This is a genomic window from Enterococcus sp. DIV1758, from assembly GCF_051711985.1.
Lineage (GTDB): Bacteria > Bacillota > Bacilli > Lactobacillales > Enterococcaceae > Enterococcus > Enterococcus faecalis.
Genome location: NZ_JBIOOA010000001.1, coordinates 1,814,527 through 1,831,916, shown reverse-complemented (window position 1 = coordinate 1,831,916; position 17,390 = coordinate 1,814,527). Strand labels below are relative to the sequence as shown.

General features: G+C 35.8%; 19 protein-coding genes. 16 read left to right on the top strand and 3 right to left on the bottom strand.

Annotated features, from left to right (window positions below; translation table 11 throughout):
• The first annotated feature begins 454 nt into the window (after positions 1–454).
• Positions 455–1,825, top strand: coding sequence for a DUF6056 family protein (locus tag IGJ52_RS08910; RefSeq protein ID WP_002419536.1), 1,371 nt, complete (start codon positions 455–457; stop codon positions 1,823–1,825).
• 641 nt (positions 1,826–2,466) lie between these two features.
• Here the strand turns inward: IGJ52_RS08910 and IGJ52_RS08905 are convergent.
• The gene (locus IGJ52_RS08905) at positions 2,467–3,705 is read right to left on the bottom strand and encodes an aminopeptidase (RefSeq protein WP_438792036.1); all 1,239 of its coding nucleotides are present in this window, start codon (positions 3,703–3,705) and stop codon (positions 2,467–2,469) included.
• A 250-nt stretch (positions 3,706–3,955) separates the two neighbouring features.
• Here IGJ52_RS08905 and IGJ52_RS08900 point away from each other — a divergent pair, with 250 nt between their 5' ends.
• Both IGJ52_RS08900 and IGJ52_RS08895 read left to right on the top strand, forming a co-directional pair.
• Complete coding sequence (locus IGJ52_RS08900; RefSeq protein WP_002356883.1) at positions 3,956–4,528, top strand: TetR/AcrR family transcriptional regulator; 573 nt, start codon at positions 3,956–3,958, stop codon at positions 4,526–4,528.
• 157 nt (positions 4,529–4,685) lie between these two features.
• Positions 4,686–5,159, top strand: a complete 474-nt coding sequence (locus IGJ52_RS08895; protein ID WP_002419752.1) for a TspO/MBR family protein — start codon at positions 4,686–4,688, stop codon at positions 5,157–5,159.
• Between the two features lie 73 nt (positions 5,160–5,232).
• Here the strand turns inward: IGJ52_RS08895 and IGJ52_RS08890 are convergent, their stop codons facing one another.
• The gene (locus IGJ52_RS08890) at positions 5,233–5,676 is read right to left on the bottom strand and encodes a flavodoxin (RefSeq protein WP_002356885.1); all 444 of its coding nucleotides are present in this window, start codon (positions 5,674–5,676) and stop codon (positions 5,233–5,235) included.
• A 174-nt stretch (positions 5,677–5,850) separates the two neighbouring features.
• Here IGJ52_RS08890 and map point away from each other — a divergent pair, with 174 nt between their 5' ends.
• From map to IGJ52_RS08830, 12 genes are all read left to right on the top strand, one after another.
• The gene (gene map, locus IGJ52_RS08885; RefSeq protein ID WP_002356886.1) at positions 5,851–6,615 is read left to right on the top strand and encodes a type I methionyl aminopeptidase; all 765 of its coding nucleotides are present in this window, start codon (positions 5,851–5,853) and stop codon (positions 6,613–6,615) included.
• A gap of 15 nt (positions 6,616–6,630) precedes the next feature.
• Positions 6,631–7,539, top strand: coding sequence for a YihY/virulence factor BrkB family protein (locus IGJ52_RS08880; RefSeq protein WP_002419751.1), 909 nt, complete (start codon positions 6,631–6,633; stop codon positions 7,537–7,539).
• A gap of 110 nt (positions 7,540–7,649) precedes the next feature.
• A complete protein-coding gene (locus tag IGJ52_RS08875) occupies positions 7,650–8,786 on the top strand; it encodes an MraY family glycosyltransferase (protein ID WP_002366956.1) in 1,137 nt (378 codons plus the stop codon).
• Between the two features lie 121 nt (positions 8,787–8,907).
• On the top strand, positions 8,908–9,696 hold the full coding sequence (locus IGJ52_RS08870) for a glycosyltransferase family 2 protein (protein ID WP_002419750.1): 789 nt from the start codon (positions 8,908–8,910) through the stop codon (positions 9,694–9,696).
• Complete coding sequence (locus tag IGJ52_RS08865; protein WP_438746282.1) at positions 9,696–10,523, top strand: glycosyltransferase; 828 nt, start codon at positions 9,696–9,698, stop codon at positions 10,521–10,523. The genes IGJ52_RS08870 and IGJ52_RS08865 overlap by 1 nt, the downstream gene beginning before the upstream one ends.
• 3 nt (positions 10,524–10,526) lie before the next feature.
• Entirely contained in the window at positions 10,527–11,240 is a 714-nt protein-coding gene (locus IGJ52_RS08860; RefSeq protein ID WP_002419749.1) for a glycosyltransferase family 2 protein, read from the top strand.
• 122 nt (positions 11,241–11,362) lie between these two features.
• Positions 11,363–12,229, top strand: a complete 867-nt coding sequence (rfbA, locus tag IGJ52_RS08855; RefSeq protein WP_002364387.1) for a glucose-1-phosphate thymidylyltransferase RfbA — start codon at positions 11,363–11,365, stop codon at positions 12,227–12,229.
• A 12-nt stretch (positions 12,230–12,241) separates the two neighbouring features.
• Positions 12,242–12,814: a dTDP-4-dehydrorhamnose 3,5-epimerase gene (rfbC, locus tag IGJ52_RS08850; protein ID WP_002356893.1), complete on the top strand. Its 573-nt coding sequence runs from the start codon at positions 12,242–12,244 to the stop codon at positions 12,812–12,814.
• A 24-nt stretch (positions 12,815–12,838) separates the two neighbouring features.
• The gene (gene rfbB, locus IGJ52_RS08845; RefSeq protein ID WP_002359895.1) at positions 12,839–13,867 is read left to right on the top strand and encodes a dTDP-glucose 4,6-dehydratase; all 1,029 of its coding nucleotides are present in this window, start codon (positions 12,839–12,841) and stop codon (positions 13,865–13,867) included.
• Between the two features lie 92 nt (positions 13,868–13,959).
• Entirely contained in the window at positions 13,960–14,802 is an 843-nt protein-coding gene (gene rfbD, locus IGJ52_RS08840; protein WP_010715344.1) for a dTDP-4-dehydrorhamnose reductase, read from the top strand.
• Between the two features lie 52 nt (positions 14,803–14,854).
• Positions 14,855–15,580: a glycosyltransferase family 2 protein gene (locus IGJ52_RS08835; RefSeq protein ID WP_010715343.1), complete on the top strand. Its 726-nt coding sequence runs from the start codon at positions 14,855–14,857 to the stop codon at positions 15,578–15,580.
• Positions 15,580–15,930, top strand: coding sequence for a DUF2304 domain-containing protein (locus IGJ52_RS08830; protein ID WP_002419746.1), 351 nt, complete (start codon positions 15,580–15,582; stop codon positions 15,928–15,930). The genes IGJ52_RS08835 and IGJ52_RS08830 overlap by 1 nt, the downstream gene beginning before the upstream one ends.
• Positions 15,931–16,003: 73 nt before the next feature.
• Here IGJ52_RS08830 and IGJ52_RS08825 read toward each other — a convergent pair whose 3' ends face one another.
• Positions 16,004–16,345, bottom strand: a complete 342-nt coding sequence (locus IGJ52_RS08825) for an EamA family transporter (protein ID WP_002356899.1) — start codon at positions 16,343–16,345, stop codon at positions 16,004–16,006.
• 246 nt (positions 16,346–16,591) lie between these two features.
• Between IGJ52_RS08825 and IGJ52_RS08820 the strand changes: the two genes are divergently transcribed.
• Entirely contained in the window at positions 16,592–17,386 is a 795-nt protein-coding gene (locus IGJ52_RS08820; RefSeq protein WP_002356900.1) for an ABC transporter permease, read from the top strand.
• Positions 17,387–17,390: the final 4 nt, after the last annotated feature.

Sequence of the window (17,390 nt, the reverse complement as noted above, 5' to 3'; positions counted from 1 at the left end):
TTGGTGATATAATCAAAATGAAATTTAATATTGATGTATAGGTTACTGGTAAATTTATTCCAGAGTAGATAAAAGAGAATAGTTACGAGGTACAAGAAGTAACAAAAAGTAACAAGAGGCACGGAGTATTGCTTGAAGGTACCTTATCATAGATTGGTAAAAGTGACGTTGAATTGTTGTCAGACGTAATAACCACCTAGACAAACAATTAGAAGCAATGTTTTTGGTTGAATACGGCGTAAAATTATCCGATATTGCATATTAATGTAGTGCAGATTATAAATACTTAATTTAATTAAATGGATTAGCAAATCCTAATTCCAAGCATTGCAGCATTAAAAGTATTCCCTTAATTTTGGAATGCATATAAGCATGAAAAAATCCCAAACTTGTCTTAAGTAAATCTTAAAATTATGATATACTTTGTTGGGTAATACGGGAAGGAGTTAAAAAATTGAATAAACGTGCGAGGAAAACAACAAATAATAAAGAATTGATTTTGCTTCTTATAGGGGTTTGGAGTGCCTTTTTCTTTTTTAATATGTATATGCCGACTGTGAGAGCTGATGACTTAGTTTATGTAAATAGATTAGATAAATTAGGTTATTTTGGGGCTTCTATAGAGCATTACAAAACATGGAGTTCAAGAGTTATTATTGAACTATTTTTGATGTTCTTCTCTAAACATTTTATGTTATGGAAGTTACTAAATTCGACAATAATGACGGGAAATATAGTATTGCTATGCAAATATGTTTTCAAGAATTTATATTTCAAAAATTTGTTATTAGTTTTTTCTATATATTGTCTAATTCCGTTAACAATAATGGGGGAAACTGGTTGGATAGCTACTACTTTAAATTATCACTGGCCAGTAGCATTCGGTTTACTAGCTTTTTATCCTTTTTTTCAGCTATTAAGTGGCAAAGAAATAGATAAAAGAATATATTGGGTAAGCATTCCTTTATTAATATTCTCAGCTAATCAAGAACAAGTTAATGTATGCTTTTTTGTTTTAACAAGCCTTGTAAGTCTATATTTATTATTTAGAAGAAAGTATGATTATAAGTTATCAGCGCTTTCGGTAATAAGTTTAGTGGAATTAATTTTTTCTTTGACAGCCCCAGGAAACACATTAAGGGCTGCAAATGAAATCAATAAATGGTTTCCTGAATATAAAAATTTTAACTTTTTGAACAAGTTGGATCTTGGTATTTCATCATTTGGAAAGCCATTTTTTCTAGACACGAATATTTTATTTTTAGTACTTTTTTTTATAATATTCCTTCTATCTTATAAGAAATGTCAGAACTATTATGTACGTATACTAACTTCATTGCCTTTTTTTCTAAATCTGGTTATTTTTTTCGGTAATACAATGAAACAAAACTTTACTTATGTCAATGGAAATAAACGATCGATGATTTGGGCTAGCAGTAATCTGGACAACCATTTTACAAAACTAGGAACGAAACTATCAATTTTTTACCCTGGAACTTGGATAGTTACTTTTATAATTTTAGGATTATTATTATGTTTAATTATTGGAATTTATTTAAGTTTTGATGATAAAAAAACCGCTATCTTTTTAGCGATATTGATGATAATGGGTTTTTGCTCAAGGGTAATCATGGGTTTTTCTCCTACGGTTTGGGCTTCAGGCATGCGAACATATTATATACTTTTCATTGTTGTCGCTATAATAGTCCTAACAGCCATTAAAGAAATAATGAAAAATATAAGTCCACAAAAGAAAGATTTATTGTCATTTAATTTGACCATGTTAGGTATTAGTACCTTCATATTAACGGTGATAAACAGATAAAATAATAAAGAGATCGAAACAGAAGTGTTTAACTCCGAGAACCAAGTAGGTACTGTTTAACATCTATTTGCTTTGCAAATAGTGTTTCTCAGCAATAAGAAGTAATTTCCGAAAATTGCCATAAAACACAACGAGGAACGAGTTGATGTTGCATGATACCTACCTGGTGTTCTTTAATTTTTGGAGACCAAGTAGGTATTGTTCATCATCGAAACACTACGTTCTTCGTGATTCTCAACAATTTCGACTTATTGTTTTCTCGCCAAAGGCTCGTCACAGTTTTATCCTTGTAAGTTCCGAAGGACCTTCACCAAGTAGGTACGATGATTTCATCTGTTCATGCTTCACAGTGAAACATCGCAACTCTTAGAGCTGTAGCTCTTTTGAAGGCTGTACTGTGACGAGACGCATGTCGAGAAAACACCTTAGAAGTTGTTGAGATCGGAGCAACGCGTAGTGTTGCTTCTGTTCCCGTCGTTTATCAATTTTTAAGCCTGGGACAAAAATCCAAAGTGATTTTTGTCCCAGGCTCTTTATTTAGCTACTTGTCAATAAGGAATGATGAGCTGTGCAGAATCAATTCTGATTTGTCAGTTTCATAAATTATAGAGCCAATAATAACGGCTTGCTTCTTTTTAAATTTATGCCCAATCACCATTTCTAAAAACAGGAACAATCGTCCCGTCTTCTTTAATGCCGTCAATATTCATTTTGTCAGATCCTACCATAAAGTCCACATGTGTTTGGCTACGATTTAAACCAGCTGCAGCTAATTCTTCTTCGCTCATCTCCGTGCCGCCTTGTAAGTTGAAGGCATAGGCCGAACCAAAGGCTAAATGATTAGAGGCGTTTTCATCGAACAATGTATTATAAAAAATCAAACCGGATTGTGAAATTGGTGAAGGGTCGGGTACTAAAGCAACTTCTCCTAAGTGTTTGGCACCTTCATCAATAGCTAAGAGATTTTTCAATGCTTCTTCACCTTGTTCAGCTGAGAAGTCAACAACTTTTCCATCTTTAAATGTAAATTTCATGCCCGAAATGATTGTGCCAGCATAACTTAGTGGTTTTGTACTAGAGACATAACCATCAACGCGGCGACTATCTGGAGCGGTGAAAACTTCTTCTGTTGGCATATTAGCCATGAATTCTTCTCCACGCGCGTTATAACTACCAGCGCCTTCCCATAAATGGTTTTTAGGCAAACCAATCGTTAAATCTGTCCCAGGAGCTGTGTAGTGTAAAGCAGTAAATTGTTGTTCGTTTAATTCAGCCGCTTTTTCTTGTAATTTTTTATCATGGATATCCCAAGCAATGACTGGGTTTTCTTCATAAATTCGTGTTGTTTTAAAAATTTCATTCCAAAGTGCATCAACTTGTTCTTCACTTGTTGCTAATTCTGGAAAGACTTTAGCTGCCCAGCCTTCACTAGCAGCAGCTACAACAGTCCAACTTACTTTGTTGGCTTGCGTTGCTTTTCGTAGGTTGACCAATGCTTTCCCATTAGCCGCTTGGAAAGCTGCTACACGTTGTGCATCCACGCCAGCTAATGCATCAGGATTAGAAGAAACCACGCTAATTCGGCTTGCGCCTTTGACAATCCAATCATCGGTTTGATCAATTTTATATTGAGGAACATTTTCAATACGATCAGTTGCAGCATGAGCTAAAAATTCACGTTGAATGGTTTCGTCGCTCCATTGAACAATTACTTCGGCCGCGCCTAAGCGATAAGCTTCTTCCGTAATTAAGCGGGCAAGGGGCGCTTGATCGACACTGATTTGTAAAACAACCGTATGATTGTCCTGAACATTGACACCCGTTTCAGCAATTAAACGTGCATATTTCTTTAGATTTTCATTAAAATTCTCTAAGGTCATTCGTGATTCCTCCTTCATTTTGATGGGTAATGACTGCTCATATCATAACACGGAAGAGCAGGGAACTCAACGAAATAAAGCCTTTATCAACTGTTATTTTAAGTCGGGGTAAAAGTTGTCGTGCTCCCGCTCAGTGAACTTTTGTACAAAGAGTTGTTCTAATTTTGCATAATAGAAAAATCGTGTTACAATAACCATAAGCATTTATTTGGAAGCGTTGTATATGAATGAATAAAGGGGATAGGGAATTATGGCAAGAAAAAAAACCATTACGAAAGAGCAGATTTTAACAGCTGCCTATGAAGTAGTCGCCACTGAAGGATTTTCGAAGTTCACTGCACGTAATATTGCTAATAAAATGAAATGTTCCACCCAACCGATTTATTTGGAATTTAAAAACATGGATGATTTACGCGATGCTTTATTCCAAAAAATTCATAAATACTTAGCGAAAGAAGTATTTCCAGTAAAACATACCGGGAATACAATTGTTGATTTGGCTTTAAACTATATTCATTTTGCGACAAGTGAAAGTAAGTTATATCGTGCGCTTTATTTAGAAGAATATGGTGGCGGCAAAAAAATGCAAGAATTCTCTTATCACTATTTTACTGAAGCGGTAAAAGCTGATCCTGAGTATGCTAATTTAAACGATGTTCAAATTGACTCTTTACACATGGGAACATGGGTGGTCGCTACTGGTGTGGCTGCATTGATGACTTCTGGAATTATCCATCCTTCAGAAGAACAAATCATTCATTTAATGAAAGATAGTATTGAAGCAATTCTTGAACGAGATGAACCAATTGATATTGACCTATAAAAATTAAAAAAAGTGTAACCTCATGCTGATAACTTCTGTGAGGTTACAGCAAAAGACTGTTTCTTAAAAGAACGGTCTTTTTTTGTTAAGTGTATTAATGGTAGATTATTCGCAACCATGCTACAGTAAAGAAGAGAAATAGAAAGGGGCAAAAAACATGAACCGAGTGAAAGATAAGCGTTTATGGCTAAGTATTGTAGGAATTACCGGACTAGGGCTCTTGTCGGGCTTATTTTCAGTAAATGCGAGAGAATATTATCAAGCGTTGAGATTACCAAGTTTTGCTCCGCCAGGCTGGTTATTTGGACCGGTATGGTTGGTGTTGTATATTTTTATGGGCATTACTTTTTATTTCATCTTAGTTCATCCAAATAAACAACAGAAAAAACGGATGATTACGCTATTTATTTTACAATTTATTGCGAACTTTTTCTGGACATTTTTCTTTTTTTCTTTACAAAATAATTTAGTATCTGTGATTGATATCTCTTTGTTATGGCTATTATTAATAGTTCAACAGTGGGACTACTTGCGTTATAAATTAATAACGCGTGGCTGGTTGATGATTCCTTATATTCTTTGGGTTACTTTTGCGGCAGCTTTAAATTACAGTATTTTATTTTTAAATTAGGAATATCAAAACACCAGAGAAAAATGGAAAATCGCCATTTTCTCTGGTGTTTTTTTTGTTTATTTTAACGTAGTTATTCTGCGGCAGTTGCTAATTTTTTCGCAAATTCTTCTAAACGTTGGATGTCGTCTTCTTCAGCGGCTAGATCAACTTTAACACTGTCGGCGCCTTTTTTTGCCCCAATTTGAGTAAAGACTGCTTCGAAGTCGTCCACCGATTTACAAAAATCATCATAAAACGTGTCTCCTGAACCACAAACGCCGAAGATTTTTCCTGATAAATCAATCTCTTGTAAGTCTTCATAAAAGTCGACAATTTCATCAGGTAAATCGCCATCGCCATACGTATATGTAGCTACTACACAGATATCGGCCTCTTCAAAATCAGCGGCATCGACTTGCGTACACTCATCAATTTCGACCTCTAATTCTAAATCTTCAAATGCTTCTGCAACAATGTCGGCAATTTCTTCTGTATTCCCAGTCATGCTTGCATACACAATTTTAGCTAACGTCATAAACTTTCTTCCCCCTCATACAATTCTGTCACTTATTATAGCAGATGCGCATTTCTTATAAAAGACTAGCGAGTGCTTTTATTAAGGGACTTTTTGAAAATTGGTGTTTGAACAATCTTTTTTGCAAAAAATGTGATAAAATAATTTGAATGAAACAAGTTTAGGAGAGATAGTATGATTACATTAAAATCACCACGAGAAATTGAAATGATGGATGAATCAGGGGAATTATTAGCGGATGTTCACCGTCATTTACGGACGTTTATTAAACCTGGCATTACAAGCTGGGATATTGAAGTATTTGTGAGAGACTTTATTGAAAGTCATGGTGGCGTGGCGGCTCAAATTGGCTATGAAGGCTACAAATATGCTACCTGTTGTAGTATCAACGACGAAATCTGCCACGGATTTCCTCGTAAAAAAGTATTAAAAGATGGCGACCTAATCAAAGTAGATATGTGTGTCGACTTAAAGGGCGCAATCTCTGATTCATGCTGGTCTTATGTCGTGGGTGAATCAACACCTGAAATTGATCGCTTGATGGAAGTAACCAAAAAAGCGCTATATCTTGGGATTGAACAAGCACAAGTAGGAAATAGAATTGGCGACATTGGTCATGCAATTCAAACGTATGTAGAAGGAGAAGGCTACGGGGTAGTTCGCGACTTTGTAGGTCACGGTATTGGCCCAACTATCCATGAAAGTCCAATGATTCCTCACTATGGTGAAGCAGGTAAAGGACTACGTTTAAAAGAGGGAATGGTTATTACCATTGAGCCAATGGTTAACACAGGAACTTGGCGCATGAAAATGGACCCAAATGGTTGGACTGCTTATACTGAAGATGGCGGTCTAAGTTGTCAATATGAACATTCATTAGCGATTACGAAAGAAGGTCCAAGAATCTTAACGTCACAAGGCGAAGAATTGACTTATTAATAAGGAGAGTGTGTGATGAAGTTTCTCGACAACATCAAAAAGAATCAATCTTTGATGCGTTTTATTGAGACAACGCAAAGTCACATGGTCACAGCCGAAATAGGCAACAGCTCAGTGGTTGTTGCCTATTATTTATTACTCTCGCTGTTTCCATTACTGATTGCGGTAGGTAATGTCTTACCTTATTTAAGAATCGACCCTAATTCTGTGTTGCCTTATATTGCAGAGGCCATTCCGAAAGATGTTTATATGAACTTAGAACCAGCGATTCGTTCACTATTGACTCAACGTTCAGGCGGGTTGCTTTCTGTTTCCGCTTTAGCAGCATTTTGGAGTGCCAGTCAAAGCATTAATGCACTACAAAATGCGATGAATAAAGCTTTTGGTGTCGAACAAAGGAAAAATTTTATTCTCGTAAGAGTGGTCTCATTTTTAGTTATTTTGTTATTTATGGTAGCGATTGTTGGTGTAGTAGTAATTTTAGGTTTGGGTCAGTACATTATTGAATTACTGCAACCAATTTTCCACTACTCAACATCTGTGATCGATACTTTCCAAGCGTTAAAATGGCCGTTAACGACCGTTGTTTTATTAGTGATTATGTGTTTGATTTATGCGGTCGTTCCTAATCGGAAATTATCGTTACGTTCTATTTTGCCAGGGGCTATTTTTTCGACAGTCGGTTGGATGCTATTATCACAAATTTTTGGTTTGTACGTAAAATATTTTAGTTCTAGAATCGCAAGTTATCAAATCATCGGGAGTTTTATCATCTTGATGTTATGGCTGAATTTTGCTGCCACGATTATTATTTTAGGAGCAATTGTCAACGCTGTCGTTGATGAATACTTATCTGGAGATAAAGAAAAAAAACAACCAAGTTTTGAACAACGCTTGTTTAGATGGTTTAAAAAGAAAAAATAAATGGATTTCTTTAAAAAAGTCTAAACCGTTGCCAGAACACATGTTTCAGCTTGTAAATGCTTCAGTTTACGGTATAATATACCCTGAACGAGAAGAAAGTGGGTTCGACTATGTCACTATTTATTTATGAAGTTTTGATACGTTTATTTATGACATTTATCTTATCTTTGCTATTAACACCACTTGTTAAGCTTCTAGCGTTTCGGATTGGCGCCTATGATGCACCAGGAGAGCGACGAATCAATACCAAAAATATGCCTACAGCAGGAGGACTTGCAATCTATATTGCTTTTGCTAGTTCATGTTTATTGATTTTTCGTTCGATTATCCCACAAGATTATATTTGGCCGATTATTTTGGCTGGTGGAATGGTTGTTTTGACAGGCCTCATTGATGATATTAAAGAGATTACTCCAATGAAAAAAACAATCGGTATTTTGTTAGCAGCATTAGTTATTTATTTTGTTGCTGGAATTCGGATAGATTTTGTGACGTTGCCAGTCGTTGGAATGATTGATTTGCGCTGGTTTAGTTTACCACTAACTTTATTGTGGATTTTAGCGATTACGAATGCAGTAAATTTAATTGATGGTTTGGATGGTTTAGCATCAGGCGTATCCATTATTGGATTAACCACGATTGGTATTACAGGGTATTTTTTCCTACATGCTAAAACGGTCTATATTCCAATTGTTATTTTTATTTTAGTTGCGAGCATTGCGGGATTTTTCCCATACAATTTTTATCCGGCTAAAATATTTCTAGGAGATACCGGGGCGTTATTCCTCGGGTTTATGATTGCAGTAATGTCGTTACAGGGCTTAAAAAATGCCACGTTTATCACGGTAATTACGCCAATGGTGATTTTAGGTGTGCCTATTACGGATACGGTTTATGCAATTATTCGACGGCTATTGAACAAGAAGCCCATTTCCTCAGCAGATAAAATGCATTTGCATCACCGCTTGTTATCTTTAGGTTTTACCCATAAAGGGGCGGTCATGACTATTTATGCGTTAGCGTTAGTTTTTTCCTTTGTTTCTTTATTGTTCAGCTATTCAAGTACAGTAGCATCAATTTTATTAATTGTCTTTTGTTTAATTGGCTTAGAATTATTTATTGAATTAATCGGTCTAGTTGGCGAAGGACATCAACCGTTGATGTATTTGTTACGGATTTTAGGGAATCGTGAATATCGTCAGGAGCAAATGAAAAAGCGACTTGGCAAGCATTCTAAGAGAAAGTAAAGAAATCTTTAGGTTGCTTTGCGAGAGCGTAAACCTATGATATAATTCCATTAAACTTAAAAAAGTATATGTGTGAAACATATGCTTTTTTTTTAAGACGATGTTTCAGTAGTAAGGAGAAATGAGCATGCAAGAAATGGTAACAATCTCGATTGTCACTTATAATAGTCGTTACATTTTTAATGTATTAGACCAATTAAAAGCCGAACTAGGTACTAATAGTATCTATGATATTCATATCTATGACAATCATTCTGAAACAGCGTATCTTGAAAAATTAACAACATATGAACCATTTATTACTATCCATCGCGCTGAAGAAAATCAAGGGTTTGGTCATGGTCATAATCAAGTGTTATTCAATGCTTCGACAAAGTATGCAATTATTTTTAATCCCGATGTTTTGGTTACTAAAGACGTGCTTGATCGTCTATTAGACCGTATCAAAATAGATAAGAACATTGCAGTCGTTAGCCCTAAAGTGTTAAATGAAGATGGCACGACGCAATATTTAGTTCGTCAAAAATTAGATGTCTTCGATTATATGTTACGTTTTATTCCCTTTCAATTTGTAAAGAAAATTTTTGATAAACGTTTGAGTATTTATGAATGTCGCGATTTGTCGGATACAGAAACAACGGATATTAAAATGGGCTCAGGCTGTTTTATGTTGATTGATCGTGAAAAATTCGTTGAAATTGGTGGGTTCGATGAACGTTTCTTCATGTACTTTGAAGACAACGATTTATGTTTACGCTTTGGCAAAGCAGGCTATCGGATTCTCTATACGCCTTTTGAAACGGTTGTTCACATGTATGAAAAGGGCGCCCATAAAAGTCGAAAATTGTTTAAAATCTTTATGCAATCAATGGGGAAATTTTTTAACAAATGGGGCTGGAGGTTCTTTTAATGAGTCAAAGATTAGCGGTAGTCATCGTCTTATATCAAATGAAAATGGTTGATACGCCGAATTATTTGTTATTAAAAGAAGTGGTAGATCACCCCCAATTGCACTTATTTATTTATGACAACAGTCCACTTCCTCAAGAAGATGCATTATTTTTACAACAAAATGTTACTTATCGACATAATCCTGATAATCCAGGACTTGCGACCGCTTATAATGAAGCGATTGCTTTTAGTCAAGCGAATCAATGTGAATTATTGTTGCTCCTTGACCAAGACACAGAAGTGCCAGCCTCTTATTTTGATACGTTGATCATCATGCCATTAGATCCGACTGTGGCAGTCTATGTTCCAATTGTAGAAGCAAATGGACAACAAATTTCGCCAATATATAGTGATCAATATGTTGGACTTAAAGGAGCAAAGCCAACAGCAGGGATAGCCAACCAACCGTTGATGGCTATCAATTCTGGTACAGTTATTACGGCAGAAACGCTACGCTGGTTGGAAGGATTTTCGGAAGAATTTCCTTTGGACTATTTAGACCATTGGTTCTTTTATCAATTAAATCAAGCCAATAAAAAGATTGAAGTCTTACCAATCCACCTAAAACAAGAATTGTCTGTTTTAGATTATCGTACAATGAGTCCTCAACGTTATCGCTCTATTATTGAAGCAGAAACGTTATTTTATCGTCGATATGATCAAGAAAAGTTTTCCCATCATCGACGCCATTTATTTTTACGCAGTAGTAAGCAATTTTTAACTGTCAAAAATCGCCAAATTTGGCGGCAAACATTGGCAGAATTTCTCAAGTTAATGAAAGGATAATCTATGATCTCAGTTTGTATTGCGACATATAATGGAGAAAAATATCTCGCGGAACAATTAGATAGTATTCTTTTACAAGTCAGTGAAGAAGATGAACTAATTATTTCAGATGATGGTTCTACTGATCATACGTTGGAAATTTTGAGGACGTATGCAGCGAATTATCCCCAAATTCAATTGTTACAAGGTCCAGGGCAAGGAGTGATTGCTAATTTTGCATTTGCGCTTACGCATACGAATGGCGAAGTAATATTTTTAGCAGATCAAGATGATGTTTGGTTGCCAAATAAAGTAACGACGGTGACAGAATATTTTGAAGCGCACCCTGACATCCAAGTGGTTATTAGTGACTTGAAAATTGTTGATGCGGATTTACAAGTTACCAATCCCTCTTATTTTAAGTTTCGAAAAGTCAAACCAGGGTTTTGGCGAAATGCGATAAAAAGTGGCTATATTGGGGCAGGTATGGCCTTTCGTCAAGAAATGAAAAACGTCATTTTACCCATTCCGCCAGAAGTTCCTATGCATGATATGTGGATTGGCTTATTAGCTGCACGGAAGAAGCAAACGGGTCTCATTAAAGAACCATTAGTGCTTTACCGAAGACATGGAGCGAATGTCAGCCCCATTATTACCAAAACAAGTTTCCAACAAAAATTAAATTGGCGTGTGAATTTATTAAAAGCTTTACATCAGCGTTTAAAGGAACAGCGCTAAACTTTTACAGATTTGTAAAATTTACGTAAAAAACATGACAAACCCTATGCTTAATGCGATAATAGGGAAGGATATTTGGTTTTATAGAAACTAAAAATAGAAGTTATTTAAGGAGATTGTTCATGAAAGGAATTATTTTAGCAGGCGGAAGCGGGACACGCTTATATCCGTTAACAAAAGCAACATCAAAACAATTAATGCCAATTTACGACAAACCAATGATTTATTACCCAATGTCAACGTTAATGTTGGCGGGAATTAATGAAATTTTGATTATCTCTACACCAGAAGATACACCACGTTTTGAAAGCTTATTCGGCGATGGCCATGATTTAGGCATTCATATCGAATACGCGGTGCAAGAAAGCCCAGATGGTTTGGCGCAAGCATTTATTATTGGTGAAGAATTTATTGGTGATGATAGTGTCTGCTTAGTTTTAGGGGACAATATTTATTATGGTGGTGGCTTATCAAAAATGTTGCAACGAGCGGCTTCTAAAGAGTCAGGGGCAACAGTCTTTGGTTACCATGTAAATGATCCAGAGCGTTTCGGCGTGGTAGAATTTGATGAAGAGATGCGGGCGCTTTCTATTGAAGAAAAACCAGCACAACCGAAGTCAAATTACGCAGTGACAGGTTTGTATTTTTACGACAATGAAGTGGTTGAAATTGCGAAAGGGATCAAACCGTCAGAACGTGGGGAATTAGAAATAACAGACGTTAATAAAGTCTACCTTGAAAAAAATAAACTTTCTGTTGAGGTAATGGGCCGTGGCTTTGCTTGGTTAGATACAGGCACACACGAATCCTTATTAGAAGCGTCAACATTTATTGAAACAATTGAAAAACGTCAAAATTTAAAAGTCGCTTGTTTGGAAGAAATTGCTTATCGAATGGGCTATATTACAAAAGAACAATTGGTAGAATTGGCACAACCATTGAAGAAAAATGGCTACGGCCAATACTTGCTACGTTTAGCAGCAGAATAGGAGCGAAGAAACGTGAAAGTTATTGATACAAAATTACAAGATGTCAAAATTATCGAAATGGATGTTTTCGGTGATCATCGTGGCTTTTTTACAGAAAGTTATTCCAAAGCTAAATTTGCAGAACATGGATTAGACTTTGATTTTGTCCAAGATAATCATTCATTATCAACAGAAGCAGGTGTCTTGCGTGGATTGCATTTTCAAAAAGGCGAAGCTGCGCAAACAAAACTAATTCGTGTTGTAACAGGTGCGGTATTAGATGTGATTGTTGATATTCGTAAAGGGAGTCCAACCTATGGTCAATGGGAAGGCTACATTTTATCAGAACATAATCACCGTCAGCTTTTAGTACCAAAAGGTTTTGCCCATGGTTTTGTCACTTTGACACCGAACGTGAACTTTATGTACAAGTGTGACAATTACTACAATGCGGCAGCAGACGGCGGTATTGCTTTTAACGATCCAGCGTTAGCTATTGATTGGCCAATTGCGCCAGAAAAAGCGATTACGTCAGAAAAGGATCAAAAACATCCAACCTTAAAAGAATTTGAAGCGGAAAATCCGTTTATCTATGGCGAAATTTAAGAAAAAAGTAGGAGAGTTTCAATTATGAAAAAAATCATCGTAACAGGTGGAGCTGGTTTTATCGGCTCAAATTTTGTTCATTATGTTGTAAAGAATCATCCAGAAGTTCATGTAACTGTATTAGATAAATTAACGTATGCAGGAAATGAAAAAAATCTTGAAGGTCTACCAAGTGATCGCGTGGAATTAGTCGTAGGAGATATCGCTGATGCTGAATTAGTTAATCGTTTAGTCGCTGAAACAGATGCGGTCGTTCACTATGCTGCTGAATCGCATAACGACAACTCATTAAACGACCCATTCCCATTTGTACAAACCAATCTGATTGGGACGTACACATTGATCGAAGCTTGCCGTAAAAATAATGTTCGTTACCACCATGTATCGACTGATGAAGTTTATGGCGATTTACCTTTAAGAGAAGATTTACCAGGACATGGAGAAGGCGAAGGGGAAAAATTCACTGCCGAAACGCCTTACAATCCTTCAAGTCCTTATTCTTCAACAAAAGCAGGATCTGACTTGTTAGTCAAAGCGTGGGTTCGTTCTTTCAACTTACAAGCAACAATTTCAAATTGTTCAAATAACTATGGTCCATATCAACATATTGAAAAATTTATTCCCCGTCAAATTACCAATGTCTTAAGTGGCATTACACCAAAACTTTATGGTGCTGGTAAAAATGTTCGTGACTGGATTCATACAAACGACCATTCTTCGGCTGTTTGGGCAATTTTAACAAAAGGGCAAATTGGCGAAACATATTTAATCGGAGCCGATGGTGAAGAAGACAATAAAACAGTGATGGAATTAATTTTAGAATTAATGGGACAACCTGTTGATGCCTATGAGCATGTCAACGATCGTGCAGGACATGACTTACGTTATGCGATTGATTCAACCAGATTACGCGAAGAATTAGGTTGGGAACCAGAATTCACGAATTTCCGTGAAGGCTTGGCAGAAACAATCAAGTGGTATACAGAAAATGAAGACTGGTGGCGTGCAGATAAAGAAGCTGTTGAAGCAAAATATGCACAAAATGGTCAGTAATTTTTTCTGACATGTGAGATAACAGTCGAAAGGCGATGGCAAAGTACAAAAGCTACTTTGCCCTGCCTTTTTTTCAAGAAGGAGTGAAAAAAATGATTTTAATTACTGGTGGAAATGGCCAATTGGGCACAGAATTACGTCACCTATTAGATGAACAAGGAATTGAGTATGTTTCAACGGATTCAACAGAATTAGATATTACTGATGCGGATAGTACGTTGGCAAAAGTGAAAGAAATTCAACCAAGCGTCATTTATCATTGTGCTGCTTATACAGCTGTTGATAAAGCAGAAGACGAAGGCAAGGAATTAGATGAAAAAGTGAATGTAGATGGCACACGTCATATTGCAGAAGCTGCTAAAGCAGTGGGGGCGACACTTGTTTACGTAAGTACAGATTATATTTTTGATGGAACTAAAAAAGAAGGTGTCTATGCAATTGATGATCAACCGAATCCTTTAAATGAGTATGGTCGGACGAAGTTATTAGGTGAACAAGCGGTACAAGAAATCCTGGACGACTATTATATTATTCGAACATCATGGGTATTTGGTCAATACGGTCATAACTTTGTCTTTACCATGCAAAAATTAGCGGAAACAAGAGACCAACTAACGGTAGTGGACGATCAATTTGGCCGCCCAACTTGGACAAGAACGTTAGCGGAATTTATGGCATTTGTTATTGCAGAAAAAGCGCCATTTGGTGTTTATCATTTGTCTAATGAAAACAGCTGTAGCTGGTATCAATTTGCTAAAGAAATTTTAAAAGATACTGAAGTGGAAGTACTGCCAGTGGATTCAACTCAATTTCCACAAAAGGCGCAAAGACCACAATATTCTGTCATGGATTTAAGTAAAACAGAAGCGTTAGGCTTTAAAATTCCTACTTGGCAAGAAGCCTTAGCGCAAATGCTAGAAAATGTTCAACAATAAAAACTTAACTAAAGAGTTTTTTGGTGGAGAGAAAGTGGAAAGGTGTTCTTCTATGAAAGTTCTTTTAATCATTCCTGCTTACAATGAGGAAGAAAACATTTTGCGGACGATTGCTTCCATTGAAACATTTAAACAGGAAGTTACGCATTTTCAACATGAATTGGATTATGTGGTAATCAATGATGGCTCGACAGATAGAACCAAACAAATTTTAGAAGCCAACCAAATTAATGCCATTCATTTAGTGTTGAATTTAGGTATTGGCGGGGCAGTACAGACAGGCTATAAATATGCCTTAGAAAATGAGTATGATGTGGCGGTTCAGTTTGATGGTGATGGTCAACATGATATCAATAGTTTACCTGTCTTACTGGCACCATTAGCAGAGGGTAAATGCGATTTTTCGATTGGCTCTCGTTTCCTTCCTGGAAACGAAGCGGCTTTTCAAAGTACGAAAATGCGCCGTTTTGGTATTCGTTTGTTATCTTTTTGCATTCGAATGGCTTCTGGTAAAACAATTTATGATGTGACTTCGGGGTATCGAGCGGGAAATCGGAAAGTGATTGCTTTTTTTGCAAAGCGCTATCCGACAAACTATCCCGAACCAGAATCGATTGTTCACTTAATCAAAAAACGCTTTGTGATTGTTGAAAGACCTGTCAATATGATGGAACGGCTTGGTGGTGTTTCTTCGATTCGTGCATTGGCTTCTGTGAAGTATATGCTGGAAGTCGGCTCAGCAATTCTGATTGCGGCCTTTATGAAGGAGGGAGATTGATGTTACCAACCGTGTTGTGGTTTGTTTTATCTTTATTTGCAATTGGCTTTTTCTTATACATTATTCGAGGGATTAATAAAAATATTTTTCTCCTAAAAAATGCCTTGATTTGGTTATTAATCTCAATTGTTTTAATTATTTTTGCTATTTTCCCGCATGTGGCAGAATGGTTAGCAATGGCCTTTGGGTTTGAAACAACGTCAAACTTCTTATTATCAGCTGCAGTGATTGTCCTTTTAATTATGGAAATTAAAAATTCTGTGTTGATTTCAAAACACGAAAATCGCATTAAAACATTATTGCAGGAATTATCTATCATGAAATCTGAAGAAAATAAAAAAGATCGCTAATGTGTAGTGACCCTTAAAAGTTGGACCTGAAAGTCTAATTTTTAAGGGTCAGCTCAATGAATAGCGATCTTTTTTATTTAAGATTCATAATCACAATGCCGACAATAATAACCACAGCACCAATAAGGGCATTCGTTGTAATCGTTTCTTTTAGAATAAGATTTGAAGCGATTAAAATAGCGATGTTTGTACAGGCAACGCCTAAAGGAACAATGTAAGAAACATCGGAACGACTAATAATTAACATCCATAAAATAAAACTAATTAAATAACAAAATAAACCTAATAAAGATATAAGTGAGATATTCATTGAAAAGATTGTTTGTTGGAGTTGGATGTTCAAACTGCTAGAACCTAGTTTAAATAAGACCAGACCAGCAGAAGACAGAAATACGTAAATAATAAAAAGAACCATAATTTCCCTTCTCTCAAAAATAGTTTCCGTGCAAAAAATGCAAGACCTCCATTATTGTAGCATAATCTCCTAAAAATTGGACAAGTTTTTTTAATATAGCGAAATCAGTTAAATTTTTCTTTATAAAAAGGGGTCTACTATTGAAAAGCTAGGCGTTTATCGATAAAATAGAAATGTTGTTTAAAATGGCATTTTTGTATCCAAAAATTTTAGATAAAAATAGTTTATTACGGAAGGAATAAGTATATGTTTAAAGAAACATTTTCAATTTTCAAGAATATTTTTCAGAACAAAAAATTGTTATTACAATTTTCATTTAATGATTTTAAGGCCAAGTATGCTGGTTCAGCACTAGGAATTGTCTGGGCGTTTTTAACGCCATTAGTAACTGTTTTGACGTATTGGTTTGTCTTTTCTGTAGGCCTTCGTTCTAGAGCTGGCGACAATATGCCGTTCATTGTCTATTTAGTAACAGGGATGGTACCTTGGTTCTTCTTTTCAGATTCGTTATTATCAGCCACGAATGTGTTTCGTGAATATAGTTATTTAGTTAAAAAAGTCGTGTTTAATGTACAAATTTTACCAACGTCTAAAATTTTATCGAACTTGTACACCCACTTGTTTTTCATTCTAATTGGTTTTGTAATTACTACAGCTAACGGTTATTATCCAAGTTTGTACAGTTTGCAATTAATTTACTACTTAGCTTGTTTATTAGTCTTTTTAACAGCAATTACGTGGATTACTGCTTCAACACAACCATTTTTACCTGATATTATGCAATTTATCAATATCATTATGCAAACAGTTATGTGGACATTGCCAATTTTATGGCAACCAACTGGAATGATTGCGACAATCTTAAAAATCAATCCATTATATTATATTGTTCAAGGATACCGCGAATCTTATTTAGGCGGTGCATGGTTCTGGGAACATTGGCAATATAGCTTATATTTCTGGGGAGTTACTATTGTTTTACTATTAATTGGCTCAACCGTGTTTAGACGCTTAAAACCACATTTTTCAGATGTACTATAAGGAG